Here is a 25,190-nt window from a genome sequence, read left to right on the forward strand (position 1 = left end):
CAAGATCTGCGGCCATATCCCTGACCGTGCGACGTAGCGGTCCAACGCGGGCGCCATGGTCGCGCGTGCCATGCTGCGCAACCGTGTTGCGCCGGCTGGCGAAACATACTTGCGCCGATCACGTGACCGAGATCATAGTCGCAAAGCGGGAGACCGTTCCGGCGTATTTTCGCTCAGGTTGAACGGAGGGAAATCCGAAGCGCCGCCGTCACTCGTCTCGCCGTGTCGGGCTGAAATTGTGCCCGGGCAGTCATGAAAATCACCGGTAAGGTTCGCCGACGCCGGCGTGAAGGGACAGGTTCACCATGGCCAATACAACGGCGCCACGGCGCAAAGCACTCGATCACTGGCTCGTCTGGGCAATACTGGCGGTTCTTGCTGCCACCGGTCTCGCGCAGGTCTCGATCGCTCGTGGCGAGCATGTGAACGCGCTCTGGATGGTGGTGGCATCGGTTTCGATCTACCTGATCGCCTACCGCTTCTACAGCCGCTTCATCGCCCGGAAGGTGATGCAGCTCGATCCGACGCGGCCGACCCCGGCGCATCGCTTCAACGACGGTCTCGACTACGTCCCGACCAACCGGTACGTCCTCTTCGGCCACCATTTCGCCGCAATCGCAGGCGCCGGGCCGCTGGTCGGGCCGGTCCTCGCGGCGCAGATGGGCTACCTGCCCGGAATGCTCTGGATCCTCGCGGGCGTCGTTCTCGCCGGCGCGGTGCAGGACTTCATGGTGCTCTTCGTCTCCATGCGGCGCGACGGGCGCTCGCTCGGGGATCTGGTGCGCTCGGAGCTCGGGCCGGTGCCGGGGCTCATCGCGCTGGTGGGCACCTTCCTCATCATGGTCATCATTCTCGCCGTCCTGGCGCTCATCGTGGTGAAGGCGCTCGCCGACAGCCCGTGGGGCATGTTCACCGTGTCGATGACCATCCCGATCGCGGTCATCATGGGCATCTACATGCGCTACATCCGTCCGGGTGCGGTGGCGGAAGCCTCGATCGGCGGGTTCATTGCGCTGATGCTGGCGATCGTCTTCGGTGCGAACGTCGCCGCGAGCCCGACCTGGGCGCCGGTCTTCACCTTCACCCCGACGCAGCTCTGCTGGCTGCTGATCGGCTATGGCTTTGTCGCGTCGACGCTGCCGGTCTGGCTGGTGCTCGCGCCGCGGGACTACCTGTCGACGTTCCTCAAGATCGGTGCGATTGCAGCGCTCGCGCTCGGGATCCTCGTCGTCGCCCCGGACCTGAAGATGCCGGCGGTCACGCGCTTCATCGACGGAAGCGGCCCGGTCTGGTCGGGCAACCTCTTCCCGTTCCTCTTCATCACCATCGCCTGTGGCGCCGTCTCCGGCTTCCATGCGCTCATCTCGTCGGGCACCACGCCGAAACTCATCGACAACGAGACCGACGCGCGGTTCATCGGCTTCGGCGGGATGCTCATGGAGAGCTTCGTCGCGATGATGGCGCTGGTCGCGGCGTCGATCATCGACCCGGGCGTCTACTTCGTGATGAACAGCCCGGCGGCGGTGATCGGTACCACCCCGGAAAGCGCCGCCGCGACGGTGTCGGAATGGGGCTTCCAGATCACGCCCCAGCAGATCACCGAGGCCGCGACCGACGTTGGCGAGACGACGATCATCTCGCGCGCCGGCGGCGCCCCGACGCTGGCGGTGGGCATGGCGCAGATCTTCTCGAACCTTGTCGGCGGCAAGGCGATGATGGCGTTCTGGTACCATTTCGCCATCCTGTTCGAGGCGCTGTTCATCCTGACGGCGGTGGATGCGGGGACACGGGCAGGGCGGTTCATGTTGCAGGATCTGCTCGGCGTCTTCATGCCCGCCATGCGCAAGACGTCCTCCCTCGGCGGCAACATCATCGCCACGGGGCTCTGCGTCGCGGCCTGGGGGTTCTTCCTCTATCAGGGCGTTACCGACCCGCTCGGAGGCGTCAACACGCTCTGGCCGCTGTTCGGCATCGCGAACCAGATGCTGGCGGCAATCGCGCTCATGCTCTGCACGGTGGTCCTCTTCAAGATGAAGCGTGAGCGCTATGCCTTTGTCACGCTTGTGCCTTCGGCGCTCCTCGTCATCGTCACGCTGACGGCGGGTTTCCAGAAGGTGTTTTCGAGCGTGCCCTCGGTCGGCTTCCTCGCCCACGCCGGGCGCTACCGCGAGGCGGCGGCCGCAGGTGAAGTGCTGGCGCCGGCAAAGGACATGGGGCAGATGCAGCAGATCATCTTCAACGACATGGTCGACGCGACGATGGCCTTCATCTTCGTCGCCCTCGTCATCAGCATGATCTACTTCAGCGTCCGGGCCTGCATCGAAGCCTATCGTGCCCGCGGCTGGACCGCGCGCGAGTTGCCCGAGGAACTGAACGGCCGCGATGCCGTTCCGGCGGAGTGAGGAGCATGAAAGCAGTGACCACGAACGTCACCATGAACCTGACGGATGCCCTGGCCTCCTGCAGCAAGCGGCTGCGTGAGGGGGCCCGGCTGATGATCGGGGTGCCCGACTACGACACCTATCTGGCCCACCGGCGCGAAGCCCATCCCGGCGAGCCAGTGATGAGCTATGCGGAGTTCTTCCGCGAGCGGCAGGCCGCGCGCTACGGCGAAGGTTCGACGCGCGGCTTCCGCTGCTGCTGATGTGCGGGGCGGGCGGCCACACGGCTGCCCGCCTCGCCTTCCGGGAACCGGGAACCAGCCCCGGGGACAAGAACGTTCGACGCCCGGCCCGGCCCCGGTCCGGAGGTCGAAAGAAGCGGTCCTCGGACGGGTTGCGCGTCCCGTGGATTCTCTTCAAAGTCGCAAGCGCTGGGCGCGTCCGTTCGGTTGACGTTGTGCGCTGCGGCAGATAAGCCTCGCTTCGGGCCGGAGGAAGCCAGTCCGGAGTGGATTATTATTCTGAGACAGAGGGAGTGCGGAGTTGGACGATCTGCTTCGCGAGTACCTGCCGGTCCTGATCTTTCTTGGCCTCGCCATCGTGCTCGGGCTCGTGCTCCTGCTCGCGGCGGCGGTCGCGGCGGTCTCCAACCCGGACCCGGAAAAGATCTCGGCCTATGAGTGCGGCTTCAATGCCTTCGACGACGCCCGCATGAAGTTCGACGTGCGGTTCTATCTCGTCTCGATCCTGTTCATCATCTTCGATCTCGAGGTCGCGTTCCTGTTCCCGTGGGCGGTGGCGTTCCAGCACATCGGTCCGTTCGGGTTCTGGTCGATGATGGTGTTCCTTGCCGTGCTCACCATCGGTTTTGCCTACGAATGGAAGAAGGGGGCGCTCGAATGGGAGTGACACCCGGCGTGCAGAACACCCAGTCCCAGACCGATATTCCCGGGATGGGCGTGATCGAGCCCGCCGCTGGCCAGCCGCTGACGTTGTTCGAGCCCGGCACGCTGGCTGAAGCCAACACGCAGGTCCTGTCGGCGGAGCTGGCCGATCGCGGTTTCCTCGTCACGTCGACGGCCGCCGCGATCAACTGGGCCCGGACCGGCTCGCTGCACTGGATGACCTTCGGTCTTGCCTGCTGCGCGGTCGAGATGATGCAGCTGTCGATGCCGCGCTACGACCTCGAGCGTTTCGGCACCGCGCCGCGCGCGTCTCCGCGGCAGTCCGATCTGATGATCGTCGCCGGCACGCTGACCAACAAGATGGCTCCCGCGCTCCGCAAGGTCTACGACCAGATGCCGGAGCCGCGGTACGTCATTTCCATGGGTTCCTGCGCCAACGGCGGCGGATATTACCACTACAGCTATTCGGTGGTGCGGGGCTGTGACCGGATCGTGCCGGTCGATGTCTACGTCCCGGGTTGCCCGCCGACGGCAGAGGCGCTGCTCTACGGCATCCTGCAATTGCAACGGAAGATTCGCCGCACCGGCACCATCGTTCGCTAGACGCGGACACAGGCAAGCCAGACTGCGAGCCAGAGGAACGAGATGGACACGACGGCGCTTCAGGAGCTTGGCGAGGTGATCGGCACGCGGCGCGAAGGCGCGGTGATCGCGAGCAAGGTGGCCTATGGCGAACTCACCGTCGAGGTGGCGGCGAGCACGCTTCCCGAGTTCATCGCGTGGCTCAAGACCGACAGCACCTGCCGCTTCACGACGCTCGTCGACATCACCGCCGTCGACTGGCCGTCGCGGGAGCGGCGCTTCGACATGGTCTATCACTTCCTGTCGATGCACCTGAACCAGCGCATCCGCGTGAAGGCCGAGGTGCGCGAGGACGAACTCGTCCCGTCGATCATCTCGGTGCATCCGAGCGCGGAATGGTTCGAGCGCGAGGTCTTCGACATGTACGGGGTCCTGTTCTCGGGACACCCGGACCTGCGACGCATCCTCACCGATTACGGCTTCCGCGGCCACCCGCTCAGGAAAGACTTCCCGACCACCGGCTATGTCGAGCTCCGCTATGACGAGGAGCAGAAGCGCGTGGTTTACGAGCCGGTGAATCTCACGCAGGAGTATCGCCAGTTCGACTTCATGAGCCCGTGGGAGGGTGCCGAGTACATTCTCCCGGGCGACGAGAAGAAGGCGCCGAAATGATGGACGGCAACGGCCACGACGTGCTCGCCGGCGAGCAGAAGATCCGCAACTTCAACATCAACTTCGGGCCGCAGCACCCGGCGGCGCATGGCGTGCTGCGCCTCGTGCTGGAACTCGACGGCGAGATCGTCGAGCGCTGCGATCCGCACATCGGGCTGCTGCATCGCGGCACCGAAAAGCTGATGGAGAGCCGCACCTATCTCCAGAACCTGCCGTATTTCGACAGGCTCGACTACGTGGCGCCGATGAACCAGGAGCATGCCTGGTGCCTCGCCATCGAGCGGATGTCCGGGACAGAGATCACCCGGCGTGCGTCGCTCATCCGCGTGCTCTACTCCGAGATCGGCCGCATCCTGAACCACCTGCTCAACGTCACGACGCAGGCGATGGACGTGGGCGCCCTGACCCCGCCGCTCTGGGGCTTCGAGGAACGCGAGAAGCTCATGGTGTTCTATGAGCGGGCGTGCGGCGCGCGGCTGCACGCGGCGTATTTCCGGCCCGGCGGCGTGCATCAGGATCTGCCGCAGGACCTGATCGACGATATCGTCACGTGGGCGCGGAGTTTTCCGCAGGTGCTCGACGACATCGAGATCCTGCTCACCGAGAACCGCATCTTCAAGCAGCGCAACGTCGACATCGCGGTCGTGAGCCAGGAGGAGGCCCAGATGCTCGGCTTCTCCGGCGTCATGGTGCGCGGCTCGGGCATCTCGTGGGATCTGCGGCGGTCGCAGCCCTACGAGTGCTACGACGAGTTCGACTTCCAGATCCCCCTCGGCAAGAAGGGGGACTGCTATGATCGCTATCTCTGCCGCATGTGGGAGATGCGCGAGTCGACGAAGATCATCCTGCAGGCCTGCGAGAAACTCGACGACTGCCGCGGCGAGGACGTGCTGGTGCGTGGCAAGCTCGCGCCGCCGCGCCGCGCCGAGATGAAACAGTCGATGGAAGCGCTGATCCACCACTTCAAGCTCTACACCGAGGGGTTCCGCGTTCCGGCGGGCGAGATTTATGCCGCGGTCGAGGCCCCGAAGGGCGAGTTCGGCGTCTATCTGGTCTCCGACGGCACCAACAAGCCCTACAAGGCCAAGCTCCGCGCTCCCGGTTATCCGCACCTTGCGGCGATGGACTATCTCTGCAAGGGCCACATGCTCGCCGACGTCTCTGCTGCGCTCGGCTCCCTCGATATCGTCTTCGGAGAGGTCGATCGCTGATGCTGCGCCGCCTTTATCACGAGCAGCCCGAGAGCTTCGCCTTCACCCCGGCGAACCTCGAATGGGCGAAGGGCCAGATCGCGAAGTATCCCGAGGGCCGGCAGGCTTCCGCGGTGATCCCGCTGCTCTGGCGTTCACAGGAACAGGAAGGCTGGGTCACGAAGCCCGCCATCGAAGAGATCGGGCGGATGCTCGGCATGGCGTATATCCGCGTGCTCGAGGTCGCGACCTTCTACTTCATGTTCCAGCTGCAGCCGACGGGTTCGGTCGCGGTGGTGCAGGTCTGCGGTACGACCACGTGCATGATCTGCGGATCCGGCGACCTGATCCGGGTCTGCAAGGAGAAGATTGCTCCGCGCCCGCATGAGATCTCGGCCGATGGCAAGTTCTGCTGGGAAGAGGTCGAGTGCCTCGGCGCCTGCTCGAACGCGCCGATGGTGCAGATCGGCAAGGATTTCTACGAGGATCTGACCGGCGAGCGGCTGGGCGAGATCATCGACTCGATCCGTGCGGGCGAGATCCCGACGCCCGGACCGCAGAATGGCCGGTTCTCGTCGGAGCCGCTCGGCGGGCCGGTGGCGCTGGCCGGCGCGCGCGACATCGACATGAATGCCTCGGTGCTGCTCGCCACCCGGATCGGCGACACGGTGAAGCGGATCACCGGCGACGAGATGGACGCGCGAACCGCGGTTGGAAGTGGGGCGACGAAGCCGCGGATCAGCCGGCCGGCCGAGAGCGCGCCGACGACGGACGCGGCGCAGGTCACGCCGACGCCGGACGTGGGACAGGTCGCGCCGCAGACGCTGTCGGCGCCGATCGGCGATCGCCCGGACGATCTGAAACTCATCAAGGGCGTGGGGCCGGAGCTTGAGCGGATGCTCCATGGCCTCGGCTTCTTCCATTTCTCGCAGCTTGGCTCGTGGACGCCGGAAGAGGTGGCGTGGGTCGATGCGCACATGGAAGGGTTCCATGGCCGGATCGAGCGCGAGGGTTGGGTCGAACAGGCGCGGCAGCTTGCCAATGAGGGCGAGACACCGCATTCCGGCAAGAAGATCCGGCTGGACGAGTAAGGGCGACGGGAGGTCAGAATGGCGACGGTATCGGAAAAAGACGGAATCTTCTGGTCACTGGTGGCCTGGGGCGGCGGCATTGTCGCGTTCTTCGTGGTCTACTGGCTGGTCAGGGGACTCTTCGGTGGTACGGCGCCGGACGGTCTTGTCTTTGGCGGAGTGGCCTTCATCCTGGTCGGCGGCATCCTGACCGTCCGCATCGGGCCGAAGGACACTGCGCCGGTGGCCCAGTACCACGCGGCTCCGGCCGCGGCCTCGAAGCCCGCCGCCGCGCCGAAGCCGGTCACGCCCTCTGCAACGGCCACGCCTGCCGCAACGGCCACGCCTGTCGCACCGGTTGCGGCTCCCGTCGCGGCCCCGATCGCGGCTGCTGCGGCGGCAACGCCGGCACCTGCGCCGACCGACACCCACAGCGAGCGGGTGAGTGAGGCCGCTCGCGAGGCGGCGCGGCTCGCCGCGGACCTCGACGCCCCGGTTGCTGCGCCGAAGCGCCCCGAGCGGCTCGATGCGCCGCGTCTCGGCACCGCGGACGACCTGAAGCGGATCAAGGGCGTGGGGCCGAAGCTCGAAGAGCTGCTCCACAAGCTCGGCTACTATCACTTCGACCAGATCGCCGCGTGGACACCCGCGGAGATCGCCTGGGTCGATACGAACATCGAGGATTTCCCCGGTCGGGCGACGCGCGACGACTGGGTTGGCCAGTCGAAGGTCCTGATGACCGGCGGAACGACGGAGTTCTCGCAGCGGGTTGATCGCGGCGAGGTTTATTGACCGGTCGACCAACGATCACGGGAGGGCGCTAGCGCCATCCCGGCACCTGAAACGAAGCCCCGGCGGCCGCCGGGCACGGAGGCACTGGACGCATGCTCGCGGACAAGGATCGCATCTTCACGAACATCTACGGCATGTTCGACCGGAGCCTCAAAGGCGCCCGCTCCCGCGGCCATTGGGACGACACCGCCGGGCTTCTGGCGCGTGGCCGCGACAAGATCATCGAGGAGATGAAGGCGAGCGGTCTGCGCGGCCGGGGCGGCGCTGGCTTCCCGACCGGACTGAAGTGGTCGTTCATGCCGAAGGGCAGCGACGGCCGGCCGCACTATCTCGTTGTCAATGCCGATGAATCCGAGCCCGCGACCTGCAAGGATCGCGAGATCATGCGGCACGACCCGCACACCCTGCTCGAAGGGTGTCTGGTGGCGGGCTTCGCCATGGGGGCGCACACCGCCTTCATCTACATCCGGGGCGAGTTCATCCGCGAGCGCGAGACGCTGCAGATCGCGATCGACGAATGCTATGACGCGGGCCTGCTCGGGCCGAATGCCTGCGGCTCGGGCTGGGACTTCGACATCAAGCTGCATCACGGCGCCGGCGCCTACATCTGTGGCGAGGAAACCGCGCTTCTCGAGAGCCTCGAGGGCCGCAAGGGAATGCCGCGGCTGAAGCCGCCGTTCCCCGCGAACACCGGCCTCTACGGCTGCCCGACGACGGTGAACAACGTCGAGTCGATCGCTGTCGGGCCGACGATCCTGCGGCGCGGACCGGCGTGGTTTGCGAGCTTCGGGCGGCCGAACAACTCGGGCACCAAGCTCTACGGCCTCACCGGGCACATCAACACGCCCTGCGTCGTCGAGGACGCCATGTCGATCTCGATGAAGGAACTCATCGAGAAACATGGCGGCGGCGTGCGCGGCGGCTGGAAGAACCTCAAGGCGGTGATCCCGGGCGGCGCCTCGTGCCCGATCCTGCCGGCCGATCTCTGCGAGACGGCGATCATGGACTACGACGGGATGCGGGAGCTGAAGTCGAGCTTCGGCACCGCCTGCATGATCGTGATGGATCAGTCGACCGACGTCATCAAGGCGATCTGGCGGCTTTCGAAGTTCTTCAAGCACGAGTCCTGCGGCCAGTGCACGCCGTGCCGGGAAGGCACCGGCTGGATGATGCGGGTCATGGAGCGGCTGGTGACGGGCGATGCCGAGCCCGAGGAGATCGACATGCTCCTCGACGTGACGAAGCAGGTCGAGGGCCACACGATCTGCGCCCTCGGCGATGCCGCGGCATGGCCGATCCAGGGACTGATCCGGCACTATCGCAACGAGATCGAGGACCGCATCAAGGCGAAGCGCACGGGGCGGGTCAGCGCCGTGGCTGCGGAGTAGCGCGATGCAGCCGGGGGGCACCCATCTCGCGCAACTGAACGTCGGCCGGCTCCAGGGCGAGCCGGACGATCCGCGCGTGGCCGAGTTCATGGCGGCAATCGATCGGGTGAACGGCCTCGGCAAGCGGATGCCCGGCTTCGTCTGGATGATGGAAGGCTCGGGTGGCCCGAACACCGGCAACACCGATACGCACATCGACGGCGACCCGCGGTTCGTCACGAACCTCACCGTCTGGAAGGACGTGGAGAGCCTCGAGCACTTCGTCTGGAATACCGTGCACCGGCAGTTCTACGAGCGTCGGAGCGAGTGGTTCGAGCTTCTCGGCGAGCAGCACTTCGTGATGTGGTGGGTGCCCGCGGGGCATCGGCCGACCCTCGATGAGGCGCTGGCGCGGCTCGCGCACCTGCGCGAGCATGGCGACGGCGAGCATGCGTTCGGCTGGGCGCAGCTCGAGGCGGCGCGGCTCTGGCGCGAGAAGAGCTGCAACCCGGTGGCGGCGGAGTAGGTCCATGGAAACCACGACGGTCGAGACCACGAGCTACTATGGACAGGTCGGGCTCATCCCGCTCCTGATCGTGCTGGTACTGGCGGTGATCCCGTACTGGAAGATCTGGTCGCGTACCGGTCACTCGGGGGCATGGGCGCTCCTGATGCTGGTGCCGGTCGTGAACCTGATTTCCCTCTGGGTGCTTGCCTTCAAGGACTGGCCGGCACTGCGGGGGCGGCGGTGAAGATGAATTGCCTCATGGGGGCCGGGCTTGGCGCCGGTCCGGGGGAAGGATGACTATGGACCTGCGCAAGCTCATCATTGACGACGTCGAGATCGAGGTCGATCCGCGGCTGACCCTGCTGCAAGCCTGCGAGCAGGCGGGGGTCGAGATCCCGCGCTTCTGTTACCACGAGCGGCTCTCGATCGCCGGCAACTGCCGCATGTGCCTCGTCGAGGTCGTGGGCGGCCCGCCGAAGCCGGCCGCGTCCTGCGCGATGCAGGTGCGCGATCTCCGCCCGGGGCCCGAGGGCCAGCCGCCGCAGGTGAAGACCAAGTCACCGATGGTGAAGAAGGCCCGCGAAGGGGTGATGGAGTTCCTGCTCATCAACCACCCCCTCGACTGCCCGATCTGCGACCAGGGCGGCGAGTGCGACCTGCAGGACCAGGCGATGGCTTACGGCGTCGACTTCAGCCGCTACCGCGAGCCGAAGCGGGCGGCGATCGACATGGATCTCGGGCCGCTCGTCGGCACCTGCATGACGCGCTGCATTTCCTGCACCCGCTGCGTGCGCTTCATCACGGAAGTCGCCGGCATCCCCGAACTCGGCCAGATCGGCCGTGGCGAGGACAGCGAGATCACCTCGTATCTCGGGCGGATGCTGACCTCCGAGATGCAGGGCAATGTCATCGACCTCTGCCCGGTCGGCGCGCTCACCTCCAAGCCCTACGCCTTCACCGCACGGCCGTGGGAGCTGAAGAAGACCGAGTCGATCGACGTGATGGACGCTCTCGGCTCGAACATCCGCATCGACACCAAAGGCCGTGAGGTCATGCGCATCATGCCGCGCAACAATGACGGCGTGAACGAGGAATGGCTTGCGGATCGGTCGCGCTTCATCTGGGACGGCCTGCGCCGCCAGCGGCTTGACCGGCCTTACATCCGGCAGGGCGGCAAGCTCGTCCCGACGTCATGGGCGGAGGCGTTTGACGCCATCGCTGCGGCGGCGAGGGGCAAGACCATCGGCGCCATCGTCGGTGATCTCGCCTCGACCGAAGCGGCCTATGCGCTGAAGTCGCTGGTCGAGGGACTGGGCGGCAAGGTCGAGTGCCGGACCGACGGCGCGGCGCTGCCTGCCGGCAACCGCTCCGGCTACGTCGGCACCGCCCACGTCGCCGATATTGATCACGCCCTCAACATCTGCCTGATCGGCACCAATCCGCGCCGGGAGTCTCCGGTGCTGAACTCGCGCATCCGCAAGGCGTGGCTGAACGGCGCCACGATCTCGCTGATCGGCGAGGCCGCCGATCTCACCTACCCCTACAGCCATCTCGGCACCGGCCGGGACGCGCTCGCGAAGCTCGTTTCGGCTCCGGTCAACGAGGAGATCAAGACCGCGCCGTCGGTGGTGATCATCGGGCAGGGCGCGCTCACCGGCGAGGACGGCGCGGCGGTGCTCGGCAACGCCATGGCGCTCGCCGAGGCCTACGGCTCCAAGCTCCTCGTCCTGCACACCGCCGCCTCCCGCGTCGGTGCGATGGACCTTGGCTGCACGTCCGAGGGTGGGGTTGCCGACGTGCTCGGTGCTGAGGTGATCCTGAACCTTGGCGCCGACGAGATCGACGTCCCCGCCGGGCCGTTCGTGGTCTATCAGGGCAGCCATGGCGATCGGGGCGCGCACCGGGCGGACGTGATCCTGCCGGCGGCGGCGTGGCCCGAGGAGTCGGGCATCTTCGTCAACACCGAGGGCCGGCCGCAGATGGCGAACCGCGCGGGTTTCCCGCCGGGCGAGGCGCGGGAGAACTGGGCGATCCTGCGGGCGCTTTCCCCGGCGCTCGGCCAGCAACTTCCCTTCGACTCGATGGCAGCGCTCCGGGCGTCGATGGTCGCGGAATTTCCGCACCTCGGGCGCATCGACAAGGTGCCGGAAAATCCGTGGACGCCCGTCGCGGTCGGCGATATGTCGGGCGCGGGTGACCTCCGGTCGGCAGTGGTCTCGCATTTTCTTTCGAACCCGATCCAGCGCGCCAGCGCGGTGATGGGCGAGCTTACCCGGCTCGCTGAATCCCGGGTTCAGCCAATGGCGGCGGAGTAGGCAATGGGTTTCTTCGAGCACGGCTTCGGGCTCTTCCTGCTGATCCTCGGCCAGTGCTTGCTGGTCACGGTCTTCATCCTCGTCTGCCTCGCGTTCCTGATGTACGCCGACCGAAAGATCTGGGCCGCGGTCCAGCTTCGGCGCGGCCCGAACGTGGTCGGACCCTTCGGACTGCTGCAGTCGTTCGCCGACTTCCTGAAGTACATCGTCAAGGAAATCGTCATCCCGGCCGGCGCCGACAAGACGCTGTTCCTGCTGGCGCCGATGATCTCCTTCGTCTTGCCGGTGATCGTCTGGGCGGTGATCCCCTGGGCGCCGGGATGGGTGATTTCCGACATGAACGTCGGGATCCTGTTCATCTTCGCGATCAGCTCGCTGCACGTCTACGCCATCATCATGGGCGGCTGGGCCTCGAACTCGAAGTATCCCTTCCTCGGCTGCATGCGCTCGGCGGCACAGATGATCTCGTACGAGGTGTCGCTCGGTCTCATCATCGTCGGCGTGCTGATCTCGTCGGGGACGCTGAACCTCAGCCGCATCGTGATGGCGCAGGACGGAAGCTGGGGCCTCTTCAGCTGGTTCTGGCTGCCGCATCTGCCGATGGTGGCGCTGTTCTTCATCTCGGCGCTCGCCGAGACGAACCGCCCGCCGTTCGACCTGCCCGAGGCCGAGTCGGAGCTCGTCGCCGGTTATCAGGTCGAATACTCGTCGACGCCGTTCCTGCTCTTCATGATCGGCGAGCTCATGAGCGTCTTCTTCATGTGCGCCATGCTTTCCATCCTGTTCTTCGGGGGCTGGCTGTCGCCGATCCCGGGGCTGCCGGATGGCGCGATCTGGCTGTTCCTGAAGATGCTGTTCTGGTTCTTCATGTTCTCGATGGTGAAGGCCATCGTGCCGCGCTACCGCTACGATCAGCTCATGCGGATCGGCTGGAAGGTGTTCCTGCCGCTGTCGCTGGCCTGGGTCGTTCTGGTGGGGCTTTTCGCTCAATACGGCTGGTTCTGGGGTGCCTACCAGCGCTGGGGCATCGGAGGCTGATATGGGAATCCCGCTGCGCCGCGCGGCCTGGTACTTCCTGCTCGGTGATTTCATCGCCGGGTTCGGGATTGGCCTGCGCTACTTCACCAAGCCGAGGCCGACGCTGAACTATCCGTTCGAGAAGGGACCGCTCTCGCCGCGGTTCCGGGGCGAGCACGCGTTGCGCCGTTATCCGAACGGCGAGGAGCGGTGCATCGCCTGCAAGCTCTGCGAGGCGATCTGCCCGGCACAGGCGATCACCATCGACGCCGAGCCCCGCGAGGACGGGTCGCGCCGGACCACGCGCTACGACATCGACATGACGAAGTGCATCTACTGCGGCTTCTGTCAGGAGGCCTGCCCGGTCGATGCCATCGTCGAGGGGCCGAATTTCGAGTACGCCACCGAGACCCGCGAGGAGCTCTTCTACGACAAGGCGAAGTTGCTTGCGAACGGCGATCGCTGGGAGCCCGAGATTGCGCGCAATCTCGAGCTCGACGCGCCGTATCGCTGAGGAGAGGAAGCCATGGCCGTTTTCGCATTCTACCTCTTCGCCATCGTCGCAGTCGTCTCGGGCGTTCTCGTCGTCTTCGCGCGGAACCCGGTCCATTCGGTGCTCTGGCTGATCCTCGCCTTCTTCTCCGCGGCGGGGCTCTTCGTGCTGCTCGGGGCGGAGTTCGTGGCGATGCTGATGCTCATCGTCTACGTGGGCGCCGTCGCGGTGCTCTTCCTCTTCGTCGTGATGATGCTCGACGTGGACTTCGCGGTGCTGCGTGCCGGCATGGCCAAGCTCCTGCCGGTGGGCCTGCTGATCGCGGTCGTGCTGCTGGTGCAGCTCGGCTTCGTCTTCGGCGGCTGGGAGGTCTCCGATCAGGCGCTGTCGCTGCGCCAGGCGGTGACGCCGGCGCCGGTGGAAATCGACAACACCACGGCGCTCGGGATGCTGATCTACACGAAGTACGTCTTCCTGTTCCAGGCGGCGGGCCTCGTGCTGCTGGTCGCCATGGTCGGGGCGATCGTGCTGACGCTGCAGAAGCGCGTTTACGTCAAGCGCCAGGACGTTCTGGTGCAGATGTATCGGGATCCGAAGGAAACGGTGCACCTCGTCGACATCAAGCCGGGGCAGGGAGCATGAGCGCCCTCGCGATCGGAGTGGGGATCGAACGACTGGTTCGGAGGATGAAGGCATGATCGGGCTCGCACATTATCTGACGGTGGCGGCGATCCTCTTCGTCACCGGCATCTTCGGCATCTTCGTCAACCGCAAGAATGTCATCGTCATCCTGATGTCGATCGAGCTCATGCTGCTCGCGGTCAACATCAACCTCGTTGCCTTCTCGGCGGCGCTCGGCGATCTCGTCGGCCAGGTCTTCACGCTCTTCGTGCTGACAGTGGCCGCGGCCGAGGCTGCCATCGGACTCGCCATCCTCGTCTGCTTCTTCCGAAACACCGGAACGATCGCGGTCGAAGACATCAACGTGATGAAGGGCTGACGCGGTGGTCACGGTCATCCTCCTCGCGCCGCTGCTCGGCGCCATCCTCTGCGGGTTCGGCTATCGCTGGTTCGGCGAGAAGGCCGGCATGGTCATCGCCACCGGCCTGCTGTTCCTCGCCTGCCTGCTGTCCTGGATCGTGTTCTTCTCGTTTGACGGCACGACGCAGCATCATCCGCTGTTCCGCTGGATCGTCTCCGGCACCCTCGCCGCCGACTGGGGCGTGCGCGTCGACCGGCTGACCGCGATCATGCTGATCGTCGTCACCACGGTGTCGGCGCTCGTGCATCTCTACTCGTTCGGCTACATGGACCACGACGACAACTTCAAGCACGGCGAGAGCTACAAGCCGCGGTTCTTCGCCTACCTGTCGTTCTTCACCTTCTCCATGCTGGCGCTGGTGACGGCGGACAACCTGCTGCAGATGTTCTTCGGCTGGGAAGGCGTCGGTGTCGCGTCCTACCTGCTGATCGGCTTCTACTACCGCAAGCAGAGCGCCGGCGCTGCGGCGATGAAGGCGTTCATCGTCAACAGGGTGGGCGACTTCGGCTTCCTGCTCGGCATCTTCACGCTCTATGTGCTGGTCGACTCGATCGACTTCACCGATATCTTCGCGGCCGCGCCGACCATCGCGCAGACGCAGATCACCTTCCTCTGGCGTGAGTGGAACGCGGCCGAGATCGCCTCGTTCCTGCTGTTTGTCGGCGCCATGGGCAAGTCGGCCCAGCTTCTGCTCCACACCTGGCTGCCGGATGCGATGGAAGGCCCGACCCCGGTCTCGGCGCTCATCCATGCTGCGACCATGGTGACGGCGGGCGTCTTCCTCGTGTGCCGCATGTCGCCGGTCCTCGAGTGGGCGCCGGGGACGCTGACCTTCATCACCTTCATGGGCGCCTCGACGGCGTTCTTCGCGGCGACAGTCGGCCTCGTGCAGAACGACATCAAACGGGTCATCGCCTACTCCACCTGCTCGCAGCTCGGCTACATGTTCGTGGCGGCGGGGGTGGGCGCCTACCCGGTGGCGATGTTCCACCTCTTCACGCACGCCTTCTTCAAGGCGATGCTGTTCCTCGGGGCCGGCTCGGTCATCCACGCGATGCACCACGAGCAGGACATGCGGAACTACGGCGGCCTGCGGAAGAAGATCCCGCTCACCTTCTGGGCGATGATGATCGGTACCTTCGCGATCACCGGCGTCGGCATTCCGCTCACCCACATCGGCTTCGCCGGGTTCCTCTCCAAGGACGCGGTGATCGAGAGCGCATGGGCGGGCACGAACGGCGCGGCGGGCTATGCTTTCTGGATGCTGATCGTCGCCGCCTGCTTCACAAGCTTCTATTCCTGGCGGCTGATCTTCCTCACCTTCTACGGCAAGCCGCGCGGCGATCACCACGCCTATGACCATGCGCACGAGAGCCCGCGCACGATGCTGATCCCGCTGGGGGTGCTCGCTGCCGGGTCGATCTTCGCGGGCATGATCTGGTACAATCCGTTCTTCGGTGATCACGAGCGGATGAACGCCTTCTTCGGCCTGCCGCAGCACACGACCATCGAGGCGGTGGAGCCGGGTGCCGTCGAGGCCACCCACGAGGGCACGGCCGCGACCGAGGCGCCGGCGGATCACGCCGAAGCTCCGGCGGCGGAGCATGGCAACGCCATGGCGCCGGCGGGAGCGGAGCACGCCGCCACCGAGCACGCGGCGGATCACGGCGCCGGTGAGGGAGGAGCAATCTTCTTCGGTCCGGAGAACGAGACGATCGACCGCGCCCACCACGCTCCCGCCTGGGTCAAGACGGCGCCGTTCTTCGCCATGCTGATCGGCTTCGCGGTGTCGTACCTCTTCTACATCGTCAACCCGGAACTCCCGAAGTCGCTCGCGCGCACGCAGCCGGTGCTCTACCGGTTCCTGCTCAACAAGTGGTACTTCGACGAGATCTACGACTTCCTGTTCGTCCGGCCGGCCCGATGGATCGGCAACTTCCTCTGGAAGAAGGGCGACGGCACAGTCATCGACGGCACCATCAATGAGGTCACCATGGGCTTCGTGCCCTGGATGACCCGCATCGCAGGCCGTGCCCAGTCCGGCTACCTCTTCCATTACGCCTTCGCCATGGTGATCGGCATCGTCGTGCTGACCCTGTGGCTCGGTCTTCGGAGCGTCGGTTGAGATGAACAGCCTTCTCTCGCTCATCACCTTCCTGCCGCTCATCGGCGCCCTGGTGCTGCTCATGTTCCTGCGGGGCGATGATCCGCAGGCGCAGAAGAACGCAAAGCTGCTCGCGCTCTTCACCACCATTGCGACGTTCCTGATCTCGCTCTTCGTGCTCGGGGGGTTCGATGCGTCGAACACCGGCTTCCAGTTCGTCGAGGATCACCCATGGGTCGGCGGCCTCCGCTACAAGATGGGCGTCGACGGGATCTCCGTGCTCTTCGTGCTGCTGACCACGTTCCTCATGCCGATCACCATCGCGGCGAGCTGGCGTGTGACGCATCGGGTCAAGGAATACATGATCGCGTTCCTGGTGCTCGAGACGCTGATGCTCGGCGTCTTCTGCGCCCTCGACCTCGTGCTCTTCTACATCTTCTTCGAGGGCGGCCTCATCCCGATGTTCCTGATCATCGGCATCTGGGGCGGGTCGCAGCGGATCTACGCGTCGTTCAAGTTCTTCCTCTACACCTTCCTCGGCTCGGTGCTGATGCTCGTCGCGATGATCGCGATGTACTATCAGGCGGGCACCACGGACATCCCGACGCTGCTGACTCACGTGTTCGCCTCGGACAACATCAGCGTGCTCGGCATCACCGTGGTGGGCGGGGTGCAGACGCTGATGTTCCTCGCCTTCTTCGCGTCGTTCGCGGTGAAGATGCCGATGTGGCCGGTTCACACCTGGCTGCCTGACGCACACGTGCAGGCGCCGACGGCGGGGTCGGTGATCCTGGCGGCGATCCTGCTGAAGATGGGCGGCTACGGGTTCCTGCGGTTCTCGATCCCCATGTTCCCGATCGGCTCGGCGGTGATGGCGGATTTCGTCTTCACGCTCTCGGTCATTGCCATCATCTACACGAGCGTCGTGGCGATGATGCAGGACGACATGAAGAAGCTCATTGCCTACTCGTCGGTTGCCCACATGGGCTTCGTGACCATGGGCATCTTCGCGATGAACCAGCAGGGGATCGACGGGGCGCTGTTCCAGATGATCAGCCACGGCTTCATCTCCGGCGCGCTCTTCCTCTGCGTCGGCGTGATTTACGACCGGATGCACACCCGCGAGATCGCGGCCTATGGCGGGATCGTGAACCGGATGCCGAGCTACGCGCTGGTCTTCCTGCTCTTCACCATGGGCAACGTCGGTCTGCCGGGCACCAGCGGGTTCGTCGGCGAGTTCCTCACCATGGCGGGCGCGTTCCAGGTCTCGACCTGGGTGGTGTTCTTCGCGGCCACCGGCGTGATCTTTTCCGCCTGCTATGCCCTCTGGCTCTATCGCCGGGTGATGCTGGGCGAGCTGATCAAGGAAAGCCTGAAGTCGATCAAGGACCTTTCGCGCCGCGAGAAGCTGATCTTCGCGCCGCTGGTGGCCGGCATGATCATCCTCGGCGTCTATCCGTCCTATGTCCTCGACATCACTGGTCCTGCGGTCAAGGCGTTGGTCGAACACACAGAAACGGCGCGTGCGACGGTGGCGAACGCCACCACGTTCGCCGCGAACTGAGGAGCCTGAGCCGTGCTCGAGGGAACCCTTAACGTCGTCGCACCGGAGATCGTCCTCGCCCTCTGGTCGATGGTCGCTCTCATGTGGGGCGCCTACTCGAAGCGCGAGACCGGCGGGCCGGTCCTCTGGGCCACGGTCGTCGTTCTCACGCTCGTCGGCCTCTGGATCGGCTTTCAGCCCGAGGGCACCCGCACGGCCTTCGACGGCTCGTTCGTGTCCGACGGCTTTGCGCGGTTCTCCAAGGTGATGATCCTCTTTGGTGCCGCCGCCACGCTCGCGCTGGCGCGTGACTATCTGGTGCGGCATGCGCTGCTGAAGTTCGAATATTCCGTCCTGACGGTGCTCTCGGTCGTCGGCATGATGACGATGGTCTCGGCGCGCGATCTGATCGTGCTCTATGTGGGGCTCGAGCTTCAGTCGCTCGCGCTCTACGTCGTCGCCTCGTTCCGGCGCGACAGCGTGCGGTCCACCGAGGCGGGCCTGAAGTACTTCGTGCTCGGCTCGCTCTCGTCGGGCCTTCTGCTCTATGGCGCGAGCCTGACCTACGGCTTTGCCGGGACGACGACCTTCACCGGGATCGCCGCGACCACCGCCGCGGGGCCGATCTCGCTCGGCCTGGTGTTCGGTCTCGTGTTCCTTGCCGCCGGCCTTGCCTTCAAGGTCTCGGCCGTGCCGTTCCACATGTGGACGCCCGACGTCTACGAGGGATCGCCGACGCCGGTGACGGCCTTCTTCGCTACGGCGCCCAAGGTCGCGGCGGCGGCGATGTTCGCCCGCCTGCTCCTTGACGCCTTCGGTGGCGCGGTGGCAAGCTGGCAGCAGATCCTGATCCTGCTCTCGGTGCTGTCGATGTTCGTCGGCTCGATCGCGGGGATCGGCCAGCGCGACTTCAAGCGGCTCATGGCCTACTCGTCGATCGCTCACATGGGCTTCGCGCTGCTCGGACTTGCGGCCGGGACGACTCAGGGTGCGCAGTCACTGCTCATCTATCTCGCGATCTACGTCACGATGAACGTCGGGACTTTCGCGTTCATCCTGAACATGGAGCGTGACGGCAAGCCCATCGTCGATATCTACTCTCTCAGCGGCTACGCCAGCATTCAGCCCGCGCGTGCCCTGGCGATCTCGTTGCTCTTGTTCAGCCTCGCCGGCGTGCCGCCGCTCGTGGGCTTCCTCGGAAAGTTCTACGTTCTGAAGGCGGCGATCGATGCCGGGCTGATCTGGCTTGCGCTGGCCGGCGTCATCGCCAGCGTCATCGGCGCCTTCTACTATCTGCGCATCGTCTATCTCATCTACTTCGGCGAGGCGACGGCGGAGCCGCTTGGCGGCAGGATGTCGGTGGTGCACTGGGTGCTGCTTGGGATCCCGGCGCTTGCCATGGTGGTTGGAGTGGTGAACCTGTTCGGGGTCGAGGCCCTCGCTGCCTCGGCGGCAGCGACCCTCGTGCCCTGACGCGATGATCGGCGCCGCGGGCGGGGTGCCCTGCGAGATCCTCGAGGTCATCGACAGTACCAACGCCGAGGCGCTGCGCCGGGCCGCGGCGGGCGCCCGGGGTCCGCTCTGGCTGCTTGCAAAGCGCCAGGAGGCGGCGCGCGGCCGACGCGGCCGCCCCTGGTCCATGGCACCGGGGAATTTCGCCGCGACGCTGCTCTTCAGCACCGACCGCGGACCGGCGCAACGGTCCTTCGTGGCGGCACTCGCGCTCCATGACGCGCTCGGTCAGGCTTCGGGACGCTTCTGGCTCTTCGGGCTCAAGTGGCCGAACGACGTGTTGCTCTCCGGGGGCAAGGTTGCGGGGATCCTGCTTGAGGGCGCCGCGAACGGCGCCCTTGCGATCGGGTTTGGTGTGAATCTTGCCGAGGCGCCGGACCCGGCTGATGTGGAGCCGGGCGCGGTCCGTCCGATCAGCCTTGCCACGGGTGCCGAAGTCTGTCCGACGCCCGAGGAATTCCTGTCGCTTCTGATGCCGGCCTACGCTGAATGGGAAGCCCGCTTCCTGCGGGAAGGCTTCGCCCCGATCCGCGCGGCCTGGCTCGCCCGGGCGACCGGGATCGGCGATGAAATCGTCGCCCGTATGCCGCATCGGACGCTGACCGGTCGCTTCGAGACGGTGGATCCGCAGGGTTCGCTTGTCATCGTCACGTCGGAGGGCCGCGAGGTCCTGCCCGCGGCGGACGTGCATTTCCTGCCGCAAAACGGTGAGGTGGCTCGTGCTTCTCGCGATTGACGTCGGCAACACCAACATGGTGTTTGCGCTTCACAACGGCACGAAGGTCGTTGTGGAGTGGCGCTGCCGCACCGAACGCCAGCGCACGGCCGACGAATACTACGTCTGGCTGCGCCAGCTCATGGAACTGAACGGGATACCGCCCAAGGTCCGCCGGGTGATCATCTCATCGGTGGTGCCGCAGGTGGTCTTCAACCTCCGGGTGCTCTCGGACCGCTATTTCTCGACACGGCCGCTGGTGGTCGGCAAGCCGGAGGTCAACATCGGACCGCTGCCGCGGGTCGATCCGACCGCGGTGGTGGGCGCCGACCGCATCGTCAATACCGTCGGCGCGTTCGATCGCTACGGTGGCGATCTGATCGTTGTGGATTTCGGTACTGCGACCACGCTCGATGTGGTGGGCGAGGACGGTGCCTACGAGGGCGGGGTCATCGCGCCCGGTGTCAACCTTTCGCTCAAGGCGCTGCACGAAGCCGCCGCGGCGCTACCGTTCATCGATGTGACCAAACCTGATGGCGTCATCGGCACCAACACCGTCGCCTGCATGCAGTCAGGTATCTACTGGGGCTATATCGGACTTATCGAGGGGATCTGTGCCCGTATCCGCGCCGAGCGGATGCGGCAGATGACCGTCGTCGGAACCGGGGGACTGTCCACCCTTTTTGCGCAAGGGACAGATGTACTGCAAGAGATCGATACCGACCTGACAATCCACGGTCTCGTCGTCATCGATCGTCTGAACAGGGAGTGACTTTGACCGAATGGCGAAACCTGAACGGCTGATCTATCTCGCGCTTGGGGGGGCGGGCGAGATAGGCATGAACATGTACCTCTACGGCTATGGTCCGGAGGGGAACGAGCGCTTTATCCTTGTCGATATGGGTGTGACCTTTCCGACCATGGAGTCGACGCCGGGCGTCGATCTCATCATGGCCGACCCGGCCTACATCCAGGCCCGCGCCGATCGGTTGGATGGCATCTTCATCACCCATGGCCACGAGGACCATGTGGGTGCCCTGGGCCTGCTCTGGCACAGGCTTCGGGCGCCGGTCTACGCGCGACGGTTCACCGCGGCGCTTGCCAAGGGCAAGATGGAGCGGTCCGGCCAGCCGACCGACGCGGTGCGGCAGGTCGATGCGTTCCCGCATCAGGTCCATGCGGGGCCATTCCGTGTCGGCTTCCTGCCGATCGCGCATTCGATCCCGGAAAGCTCCGCGCTCGTCATCGACACGCCGGCGGGCCGGATCCTGCACACCGGTGACTTCAAGGCCGATCCGACGCCGCTCGTCGGCGAGCCCTTCGACCCGGCGGCGCTGCGCGCCATCGGCGAGCATGGCGTGAAGGCCATGGCCTGCGACTCGACCAACGTCTTCTCGCCGCATGCCGGCCGTTCCGAGATGACGCTCATCGAGCCGTTGAACGCGCTGATGCGCGATGCCGAGGGACTCGTCGTCGCCACGACCTTTGCCTCGAACGTCGCGCGGCTGCGCACGCTGGCCGAGGCCGGGCGGCAAGCCGGGCGCCGGGTCGTCGTCCTTGGTCGGGCGATGAACACGATGCTGAAGACCGCGCACGCCGCGGAGGTGCTGGAGCACTTCCCCGAAGTGCTCGACCCGCTCGACATGGACAGCGTACCGCGTCGCGATCTGCTGGTGCTTGCGACCGGCAGCCAGGGCGAGCGGCGTGCGGCCACGGCGCAACTGGCACAGGGCCGCTACATGGGGCTCGAGCTGAAGCCGGGCGACACCTATCTCTTCTCGTCGCGGACAATTCCCGGCAACGAGGTTCCGGTTTCCCGTATCCTCAACCTGCTCTCCGAGCGCGGCGTGAAGGTCATCGACGATACGGACGGACTTTACCACGTTTCGGGCCATGCCAACCGTCCGGACCTCGCGGCGATCCACGAGCTGGTGAAGCCGCAGATGCTGATTCCCATGCATGGTGAACATCGCCATCTGGTGGCGCACGCTGCGCTGGCCGCCGAGCGGGGCATTCCCGCTGCCATTGCGCCGAACGGCACGGTGGTCGATCTGACCGGTGACGCGCCGGTGCTGGCCGAGCACATCGACACCGGCCGGCTCTATCTCGATGGCACCCAGCTCATTGGCGCGCTTGACGGTATCGTCCGCGAGCGCATCCGCATGGCGCTGCGCGGGCATGTGGCGGTCAACATCATCATCGACGAGCGGGGCAAGCCCATGGGCGGCTCCTGGGTCGAGCTGACGGGTCTGCCCGACAATCCGAAGATGCGCGACGGCCTCGCCGGCGCGCTCGAGGCAGAAATCGACCGGGTGCTTTCCCGGGCGAAACGCAACGAGCTTGCCGATGACGAGTCGCTGGACGATCTTATCCAGCGGGCCGTCTCGCGGATTTCCAACGATGCGGTGGGAAAGAAGCCGGTCTGCAAGGTGATGATTTCTCGCCTCGAAGCGTGAGGCCCGGCACGGGATTTGAGGGGCCCCGCGGCAGACGCGGGGCCCCTTCGACATGGTCAGCGTTCGTTTCCCCAAAGCTCGACGAGCCGCAGGACCATCCGCGTGGAGGCGGCCATGTCCTGCACGCTGATCCATTCCCGCGGGCCGTGGATCATCTGCATACCGGTGAAGAGGTTGGGGCAGGGGATGCCCATCTCGGTCAGGCGCGACCCATCCGTCCCGCCGCGGATCGGCTCGGAGTAGGGCTCGACGCCAACATCCCGGCAGGCCTGTCGCGCCAGCTCGACGGGGCGCATGTCCTTTTCGAGCCAGTAGCGCATGTTGCGGTACTGCGGGGTGATCGTCACCTCGATCTCGGCACGCGGCTCTGTTGCCGCCACCGCTTCGGCGACCTGCCGCACCAGCGCGCCGTGCGCGGCGAGACCGTCAAGCTCGAAGTCGCGCAGGATGAAGTGGAGTTCCGCCTCGGCGGCGGAGCCCGTCATCTCGTAGAGATGGATGAAGCCGTCGCGGCCGTCCGTGGTCTCGGGGGTGCGGGTTGCCTGCGGCAACGTATCGACGATCTTCGCGGCGAGATGCAGCGCGTTGACGAGCTTGCCCCTCGCCCAGCCGGGGTGGATCGAGACGCCGCGGATCGTCACCACCGCCTTGTCGGCCGAGAAGCTTTCGTAGCAGATTTCGCCCCGGTCGGCGCCGTCGAGCGTATAGCCCACGGCGGCGGCGAGGTCCTTCGGAAGCTCGGGATGCACGCCCCGGCCGATCTCCTCATCTGGCGTGAAGGCAATCCGCAGCGGCCCCCGGGCGATCGTGGGGTCGGCGAGCAGGTGGCCGGCGACGGTCATGATGATCGCCACGCCCGCCTTGTCGTCCGCGCCGAGAAGTGTCTTGCCGCTCGCCGTGATGATGTCGTCCCCGACGCGGTCTGCCAGATAGGGGCATTCGGTCGGCGAGAGTGTCAGTGCCTGGGCGTCGGCGAAGCCGATCGTCCCGCCGTCGTAGCTGCGGTGCACCACCGGCTTCACCCCGGAGGCGTGGAACTGCGGTGCGGTATCCACATGGGCGAGAAGCGCGATGGTCGGCGCGCTCTGCACGGTGCCCGGAAGTGTGGCGATCACCGTCCCATAGTCGGTCAGCCGCACGTCCGGCACACCGAGCGTCAGAAGTTCGTCCCGAAGCAGGCGGAGCAGAACGAGTTGGCGCTCGGTGCTGGGTGAGGTGGGCGACGTCTCGTCACTCTGTGTATCGATCGCCGTATAGCGGAGCAGCCGCTCCTCCAGCTCGCGCTCCATCTCCATCTGGTCGATTCCTTTTCAAGGTTCCCCGAGGAGGGAAGCACAGCCCGGGGCGAGAGGCGATGCCGCACAGAGTAAATGCGTAACATTGAGCTTGACGTATGCGTAGGCCGGGAGCACCGTATCTGAAGGGTTGCCATTGGGCGACTCGGGATTAGAGAAACGCCTTCGGGGAATTTCGACCCGTTAGCTTATCGCAGTGAGTTGTTGCAGGTTTGTCTGACGTATACGAGTGCGTCTACTGTGCGAATACCGATCTGGTAGAGATGTAGTTCAAGTGAGGATCGTCCCGACGCCGACATGGTGGCGCCGGGCTCCCGTCGAAGGTCTGTTCCGATGGCCAGAGAGTCGACACCAACACCGTCATGCATCAATCAGCGGCAGCAGAACCGGCGCGTGCGAATGGCGCGACGACGGGAACCCTGTCGCGATCAGGATCAGGGACTGGCAAGACCCGGTGCATTGGTCCGGTTGACCGAGCGAATGCCCGGGGCCCGCGCTCGATCGCTCCGACGAGGGAGATCCTGGAACGATGACGCTAGTGAGCCGGGACGTTCAGGTCACCGTCACCGTGGAGGAGGCGCTGCCGGTTCCGTCAAAACGGCGGACGCCGCGCGTGGCTGCGGCGTCCATTGCAATCGCGATTGTTCAGTGCCCGATCAGCGCGGCCAGATCAGTTTGCCGTCTGATCGAGCCAGTCTGATCGAGGAGGTCTGATCTGGCCGGAACTCCGGCCAGAGAGTCAGGCCGCTGGTGCTTCGGCCACCGCCGCCTTGGCCCGGGATCGCCGCGGGGCGCGCTTCTTCGGAGCCGGGGTGGCCTCCTCGGAGGATGCCGGGGTGGCATCCCCGGCAACGCCAGCCGCGCTGGCTTCGGTGGGAGGCGCTTCCGCGGCAGCATTCGGTCCGGTGGGCTCTGGCTCGGCTGTGGGGACGCCGACCGGAGCTTCGGTCGGGGCATCGGCAGCCCCAGCCTCGACGTCCTGGGGGGGCGTCGTCACCGGACCCGCCGACTCGGCCTCCGGCTTCTTCACCGTTCGCCGCTTCGTTGCCGGCCGCTTCGCTGCCGGTTTCCTCGCAGCGGGCTTCTTCGCTGCCGCCACCGGCGCCTCCGCCGCCGCATCCGTCGCCACCGGCACTTCGGCCACCGCTGGTGCGTCCGCCGCGACCGGCGCGTCTGCCGCCACCGACACTTCGGTCGTCTCTGGCGCGTCCGCCGTGACTGGCGCCTCTTC

General features: G+C 65.9%; 23 protein-coding genes. 22 read left to right on the forward strand and 1 reads right to left on the reverse strand.

Going from position 1 to position 25,190, the window contains the following annotated elements:
• Positions 1-305 precede the first annotated feature (305 nt).
• The 22 genes from HNP73_RS08590 to HNP73_RS08695 all read left to right on the forward strand — a co-directional run bounded on the left by HNP73_RS08590 (position 306) and on the right by HNP73_RS08695 (position 22,664).
• Positions 306-2,402, forward strand: coding sequence for a carbon starvation CstA family protein (locus tag HNP73_RS08590; protein ID WP_184148266.1), 2,097 nt, complete (start codon positions 306-308; stop codon positions 2,400-2,402).
• Positions 2,403-2,407: 5 nt separating this feature from the next.
• Entirely contained in the window at positions 2,408-2,644 is a 237-nt protein-coding gene (locus tag HNP73_RS08595) for a YbdD/YjiX family protein (protein ID WP_425486627.1), read from the forward strand.
• Positions 2,645-2,924: 280 nt separating this feature from the next.
• Positions 2,925-3,290 (forward strand): NADH-quinone oxidoreductase subunit A, encoded by a 366-nt coding sequence (locus tag HNP73_RS08600; RefSeq protein WP_184148267.1) that lies wholly within the window; start codon positions 2,925-2,927, stop codon positions 3,288-3,290.
• The gene (locus HNP73_RS08605) at positions 3,281-3,889 is read left to right on the forward strand and encodes a NuoB/complex I 20 kDa subunit family protein (protein WP_184148268.1); all 609 of its coding nucleotides are present in this window, start codon (positions 3,281-3,283) and stop codon (positions 3,887-3,889) included. Before HNP73_RS08600 ends, HNP73_RS08605 begins: the two co-directional genes overlap by 10 nt.
• A 42-nt stretch (positions 3,890-3,931) precedes the next feature.
• A complete protein-coding gene (locus HNP73_RS08610; protein ID WP_184148269.1) occupies positions 3,932-4,540 on the forward strand; it encodes an NADH-quinone oxidoreductase subunit C in 609 nt (202 codons plus the stop codon).
• On the forward strand, positions 4,540-5,751 hold the full coding sequence (locus HNP73_RS08615) for an NADH-quinone oxidoreductase subunit D (protein ID WP_184150496.1): 1,212 nt from the start codon (positions 4,540-4,542) through the stop codon (positions 5,749-5,751). The genes HNP73_RS08610 and HNP73_RS08615 overlap by 1 nt, the downstream gene beginning before the upstream one ends.
• Positions 5,751-6,821 (forward strand): NADH-quinone oxidoreductase subunit NuoE, encoded by a 1,071-nt coding sequence (gene nuoE, locus HNP73_RS08620; protein WP_184148270.1) that lies wholly within the window; start codon positions 5,751-5,753, stop codon positions 6,819-6,821. Before HNP73_RS08615 ends, nuoE begins: the two co-directional genes overlap by 1 nt.
• 18 nt (positions 6,822-6,839) lie before the next feature.
• The gene (locus tag HNP73_RS08625) at positions 6,840-7,592 is read left to right on the forward strand and encodes an endonuclease (protein ID WP_184148271.1); all 753 of its coding nucleotides are present in this window, start codon (positions 6,840-6,842) and stop codon (positions 7,590-7,592) included.
• A 92-nt stretch (positions 7,593-7,684) separates the two neighbouring features.
• Complete coding sequence (gene nuoF / locus HNP73_RS08630) at positions 7,685-8,980, forward strand: NADH-quinone oxidoreductase subunit NuoF (protein WP_184148272.1); 1,296 nt, start codon at positions 7,685-7,687, stop codon at positions 8,978-8,980.
• 4 nt (positions 8,981-8,984) lie between these two features.
• Positions 8,985-9,485, forward strand: coding sequence for a DUF3291 domain-containing protein (locus HNP73_RS08635; protein WP_184148273.1), 501 nt, complete (start codon positions 8,985-8,987; stop codon positions 9,483-9,485).
• A gap of 4 nt (positions 9,486-9,489) precedes the next feature.
• Positions 9,490-9,711, forward strand: coding sequence for a DUF805 domain-containing protein (locus HNP73_RS08640; protein ID WP_184148274.1), 222 nt, complete (start codon positions 9,490-9,492; stop codon positions 9,709-9,711).
• A 55-nt stretch (positions 9,712-9,766) separates the two neighbouring features.
• Entirely contained in the window at positions 9,767-11,782 is a 2,016-nt protein-coding gene (gene nuoG, locus HNP73_RS08645; protein WP_425486628.1) for an NADH-quinone oxidoreductase subunit NuoG, read from the forward strand.
• 3 nt (positions 11,783-11,785) lie between these two features.
• Positions 11,786-12,820, forward strand: a complete 1,035-nt coding sequence (gene nuoH, locus HNP73_RS08650) for an NADH-quinone oxidoreductase subunit NuoH (RefSeq protein ID WP_184148276.1) — start codon at positions 11,786-11,788, stop codon at positions 12,818-12,820.
• A gap of 1 nt (position 12,821) precedes the next feature.
• The gene (gene nuoI, locus HNP73_RS08655; RefSeq protein ID WP_184148277.1) at positions 12,822-13,313 is read left to right on the forward strand and encodes an NADH-quinone oxidoreductase subunit NuoI; all 492 of its coding nucleotides are present in this window, start codon (positions 12,822-12,824) and stop codon (positions 13,311-13,313) included.
• Positions 13,314-13,325: 12 nt separating this feature from the next.
• Positions 13,326-13,934 carry an NADH-quinone oxidoreductase subunit J gene (locus HNP73_RS08660; RefSeq protein ID WP_184148278.1) on the forward strand — a complete coding sequence of 203 codons (609 nt, stop codon included), beginning with the start codon at positions 13,326-13,328 and terminating at the stop codon, positions 13,932-13,934.
• Positions 13,935-13,986: 52 nt separating this feature from the next.
• Positions 13,987-14,292, forward strand: a complete 306-nt coding sequence (gene nuoK / locus HNP73_RS08665) for an NADH-quinone oxidoreductase subunit NuoK (RefSeq protein ID WP_184148279.1) — start codon at positions 13,987-13,989, stop codon at positions 14,290-14,292.
• A 4-nt stretch (positions 14,293-14,296) separates the two neighbouring features.
• Positions 14,297-16,459, forward strand: a complete 2,163-nt coding sequence (nuoL, locus tag HNP73_RS08670) for an NADH-quinone oxidoreductase subunit L (RefSeq protein WP_184148280.1) — start codon at positions 14,297-14,299, stop codon at positions 16,457-16,459.
• A 1-nt stretch (position 16,460) separates the two neighbouring features.
• Positions 16,461-18,002, forward strand: a complete 1,542-nt coding sequence (locus tag HNP73_RS08675) for an NADH-quinone oxidoreductase subunit M (protein ID WP_184148281.1) — start codon at positions 16,461-16,463, stop codon at positions 18,000-18,002.
• A 12-nt stretch (positions 18,003-18,014) separates the two neighbouring features.
• Positions 18,015-19,454: an NADH-quinone oxidoreductase subunit NuoN gene (gene nuoN / locus HNP73_RS08680; RefSeq protein ID WP_184148282.1), complete on the forward strand. Its 1,440-nt coding sequence runs from the start codon at positions 18,015-18,017 to the stop codon at positions 19,452-19,454.
• Between the two features lie 4 nt (positions 19,455-19,458).
• Positions 19,459-20,229 (forward strand): biotin--[acetyl-CoA-carboxylase] ligase, encoded by a 771-nt coding sequence (locus HNP73_RS08685; RefSeq protein WP_184148283.1) that lies wholly within the window; start codon positions 19,459-19,461, stop codon positions 20,227-20,229.
• A complete protein-coding gene (locus tag HNP73_RS08690; protein ID WP_184148284.1) occupies positions 20,213-20,980 on the forward strand; it encodes a type III pantothenate kinase in 768 nt (255 codons plus the stop codon). The genes HNP73_RS08685 and HNP73_RS08690 overlap by 17 nt, the downstream gene beginning before the upstream one ends.
• 10 nt (positions 20,981-20,990) lie before the next feature.
• Complete coding sequence (locus tag HNP73_RS08695) at positions 20,991-22,664, forward strand: ribonuclease J (protein ID WP_184148285.1); 1,674 nt, start codon at positions 20,991-20,993, stop codon at positions 22,662-22,664.
• 56 nt (positions 22,665-22,720) lie between these two features.
• Here the strand turns inward: HNP73_RS08695 and pepT are convergent, their stop codons facing one another.
• On the reverse strand, positions 22,721-23,959 hold the full coding sequence (gene pepT, locus HNP73_RS08700; RefSeq protein ID WP_184148286.1) for a peptidase T: 1,239 nt from the start codon (positions 23,957-23,959) through the stop codon (positions 22,721-22,723).
• Positions 23,960-25,190 lie beyond the last annotated feature (1,231 nt).

The sequence above is a fragment of the Amaricoccus macauensis genome (genome assembly GCF_014201905.1).
GTDB classification, from domain to species: Bacteria; Pseudomonadota; Alphaproteobacteria; order Rhodobacterales; family Rhodobacteraceae; genus Amaricoccus; species Amaricoccus macauensis.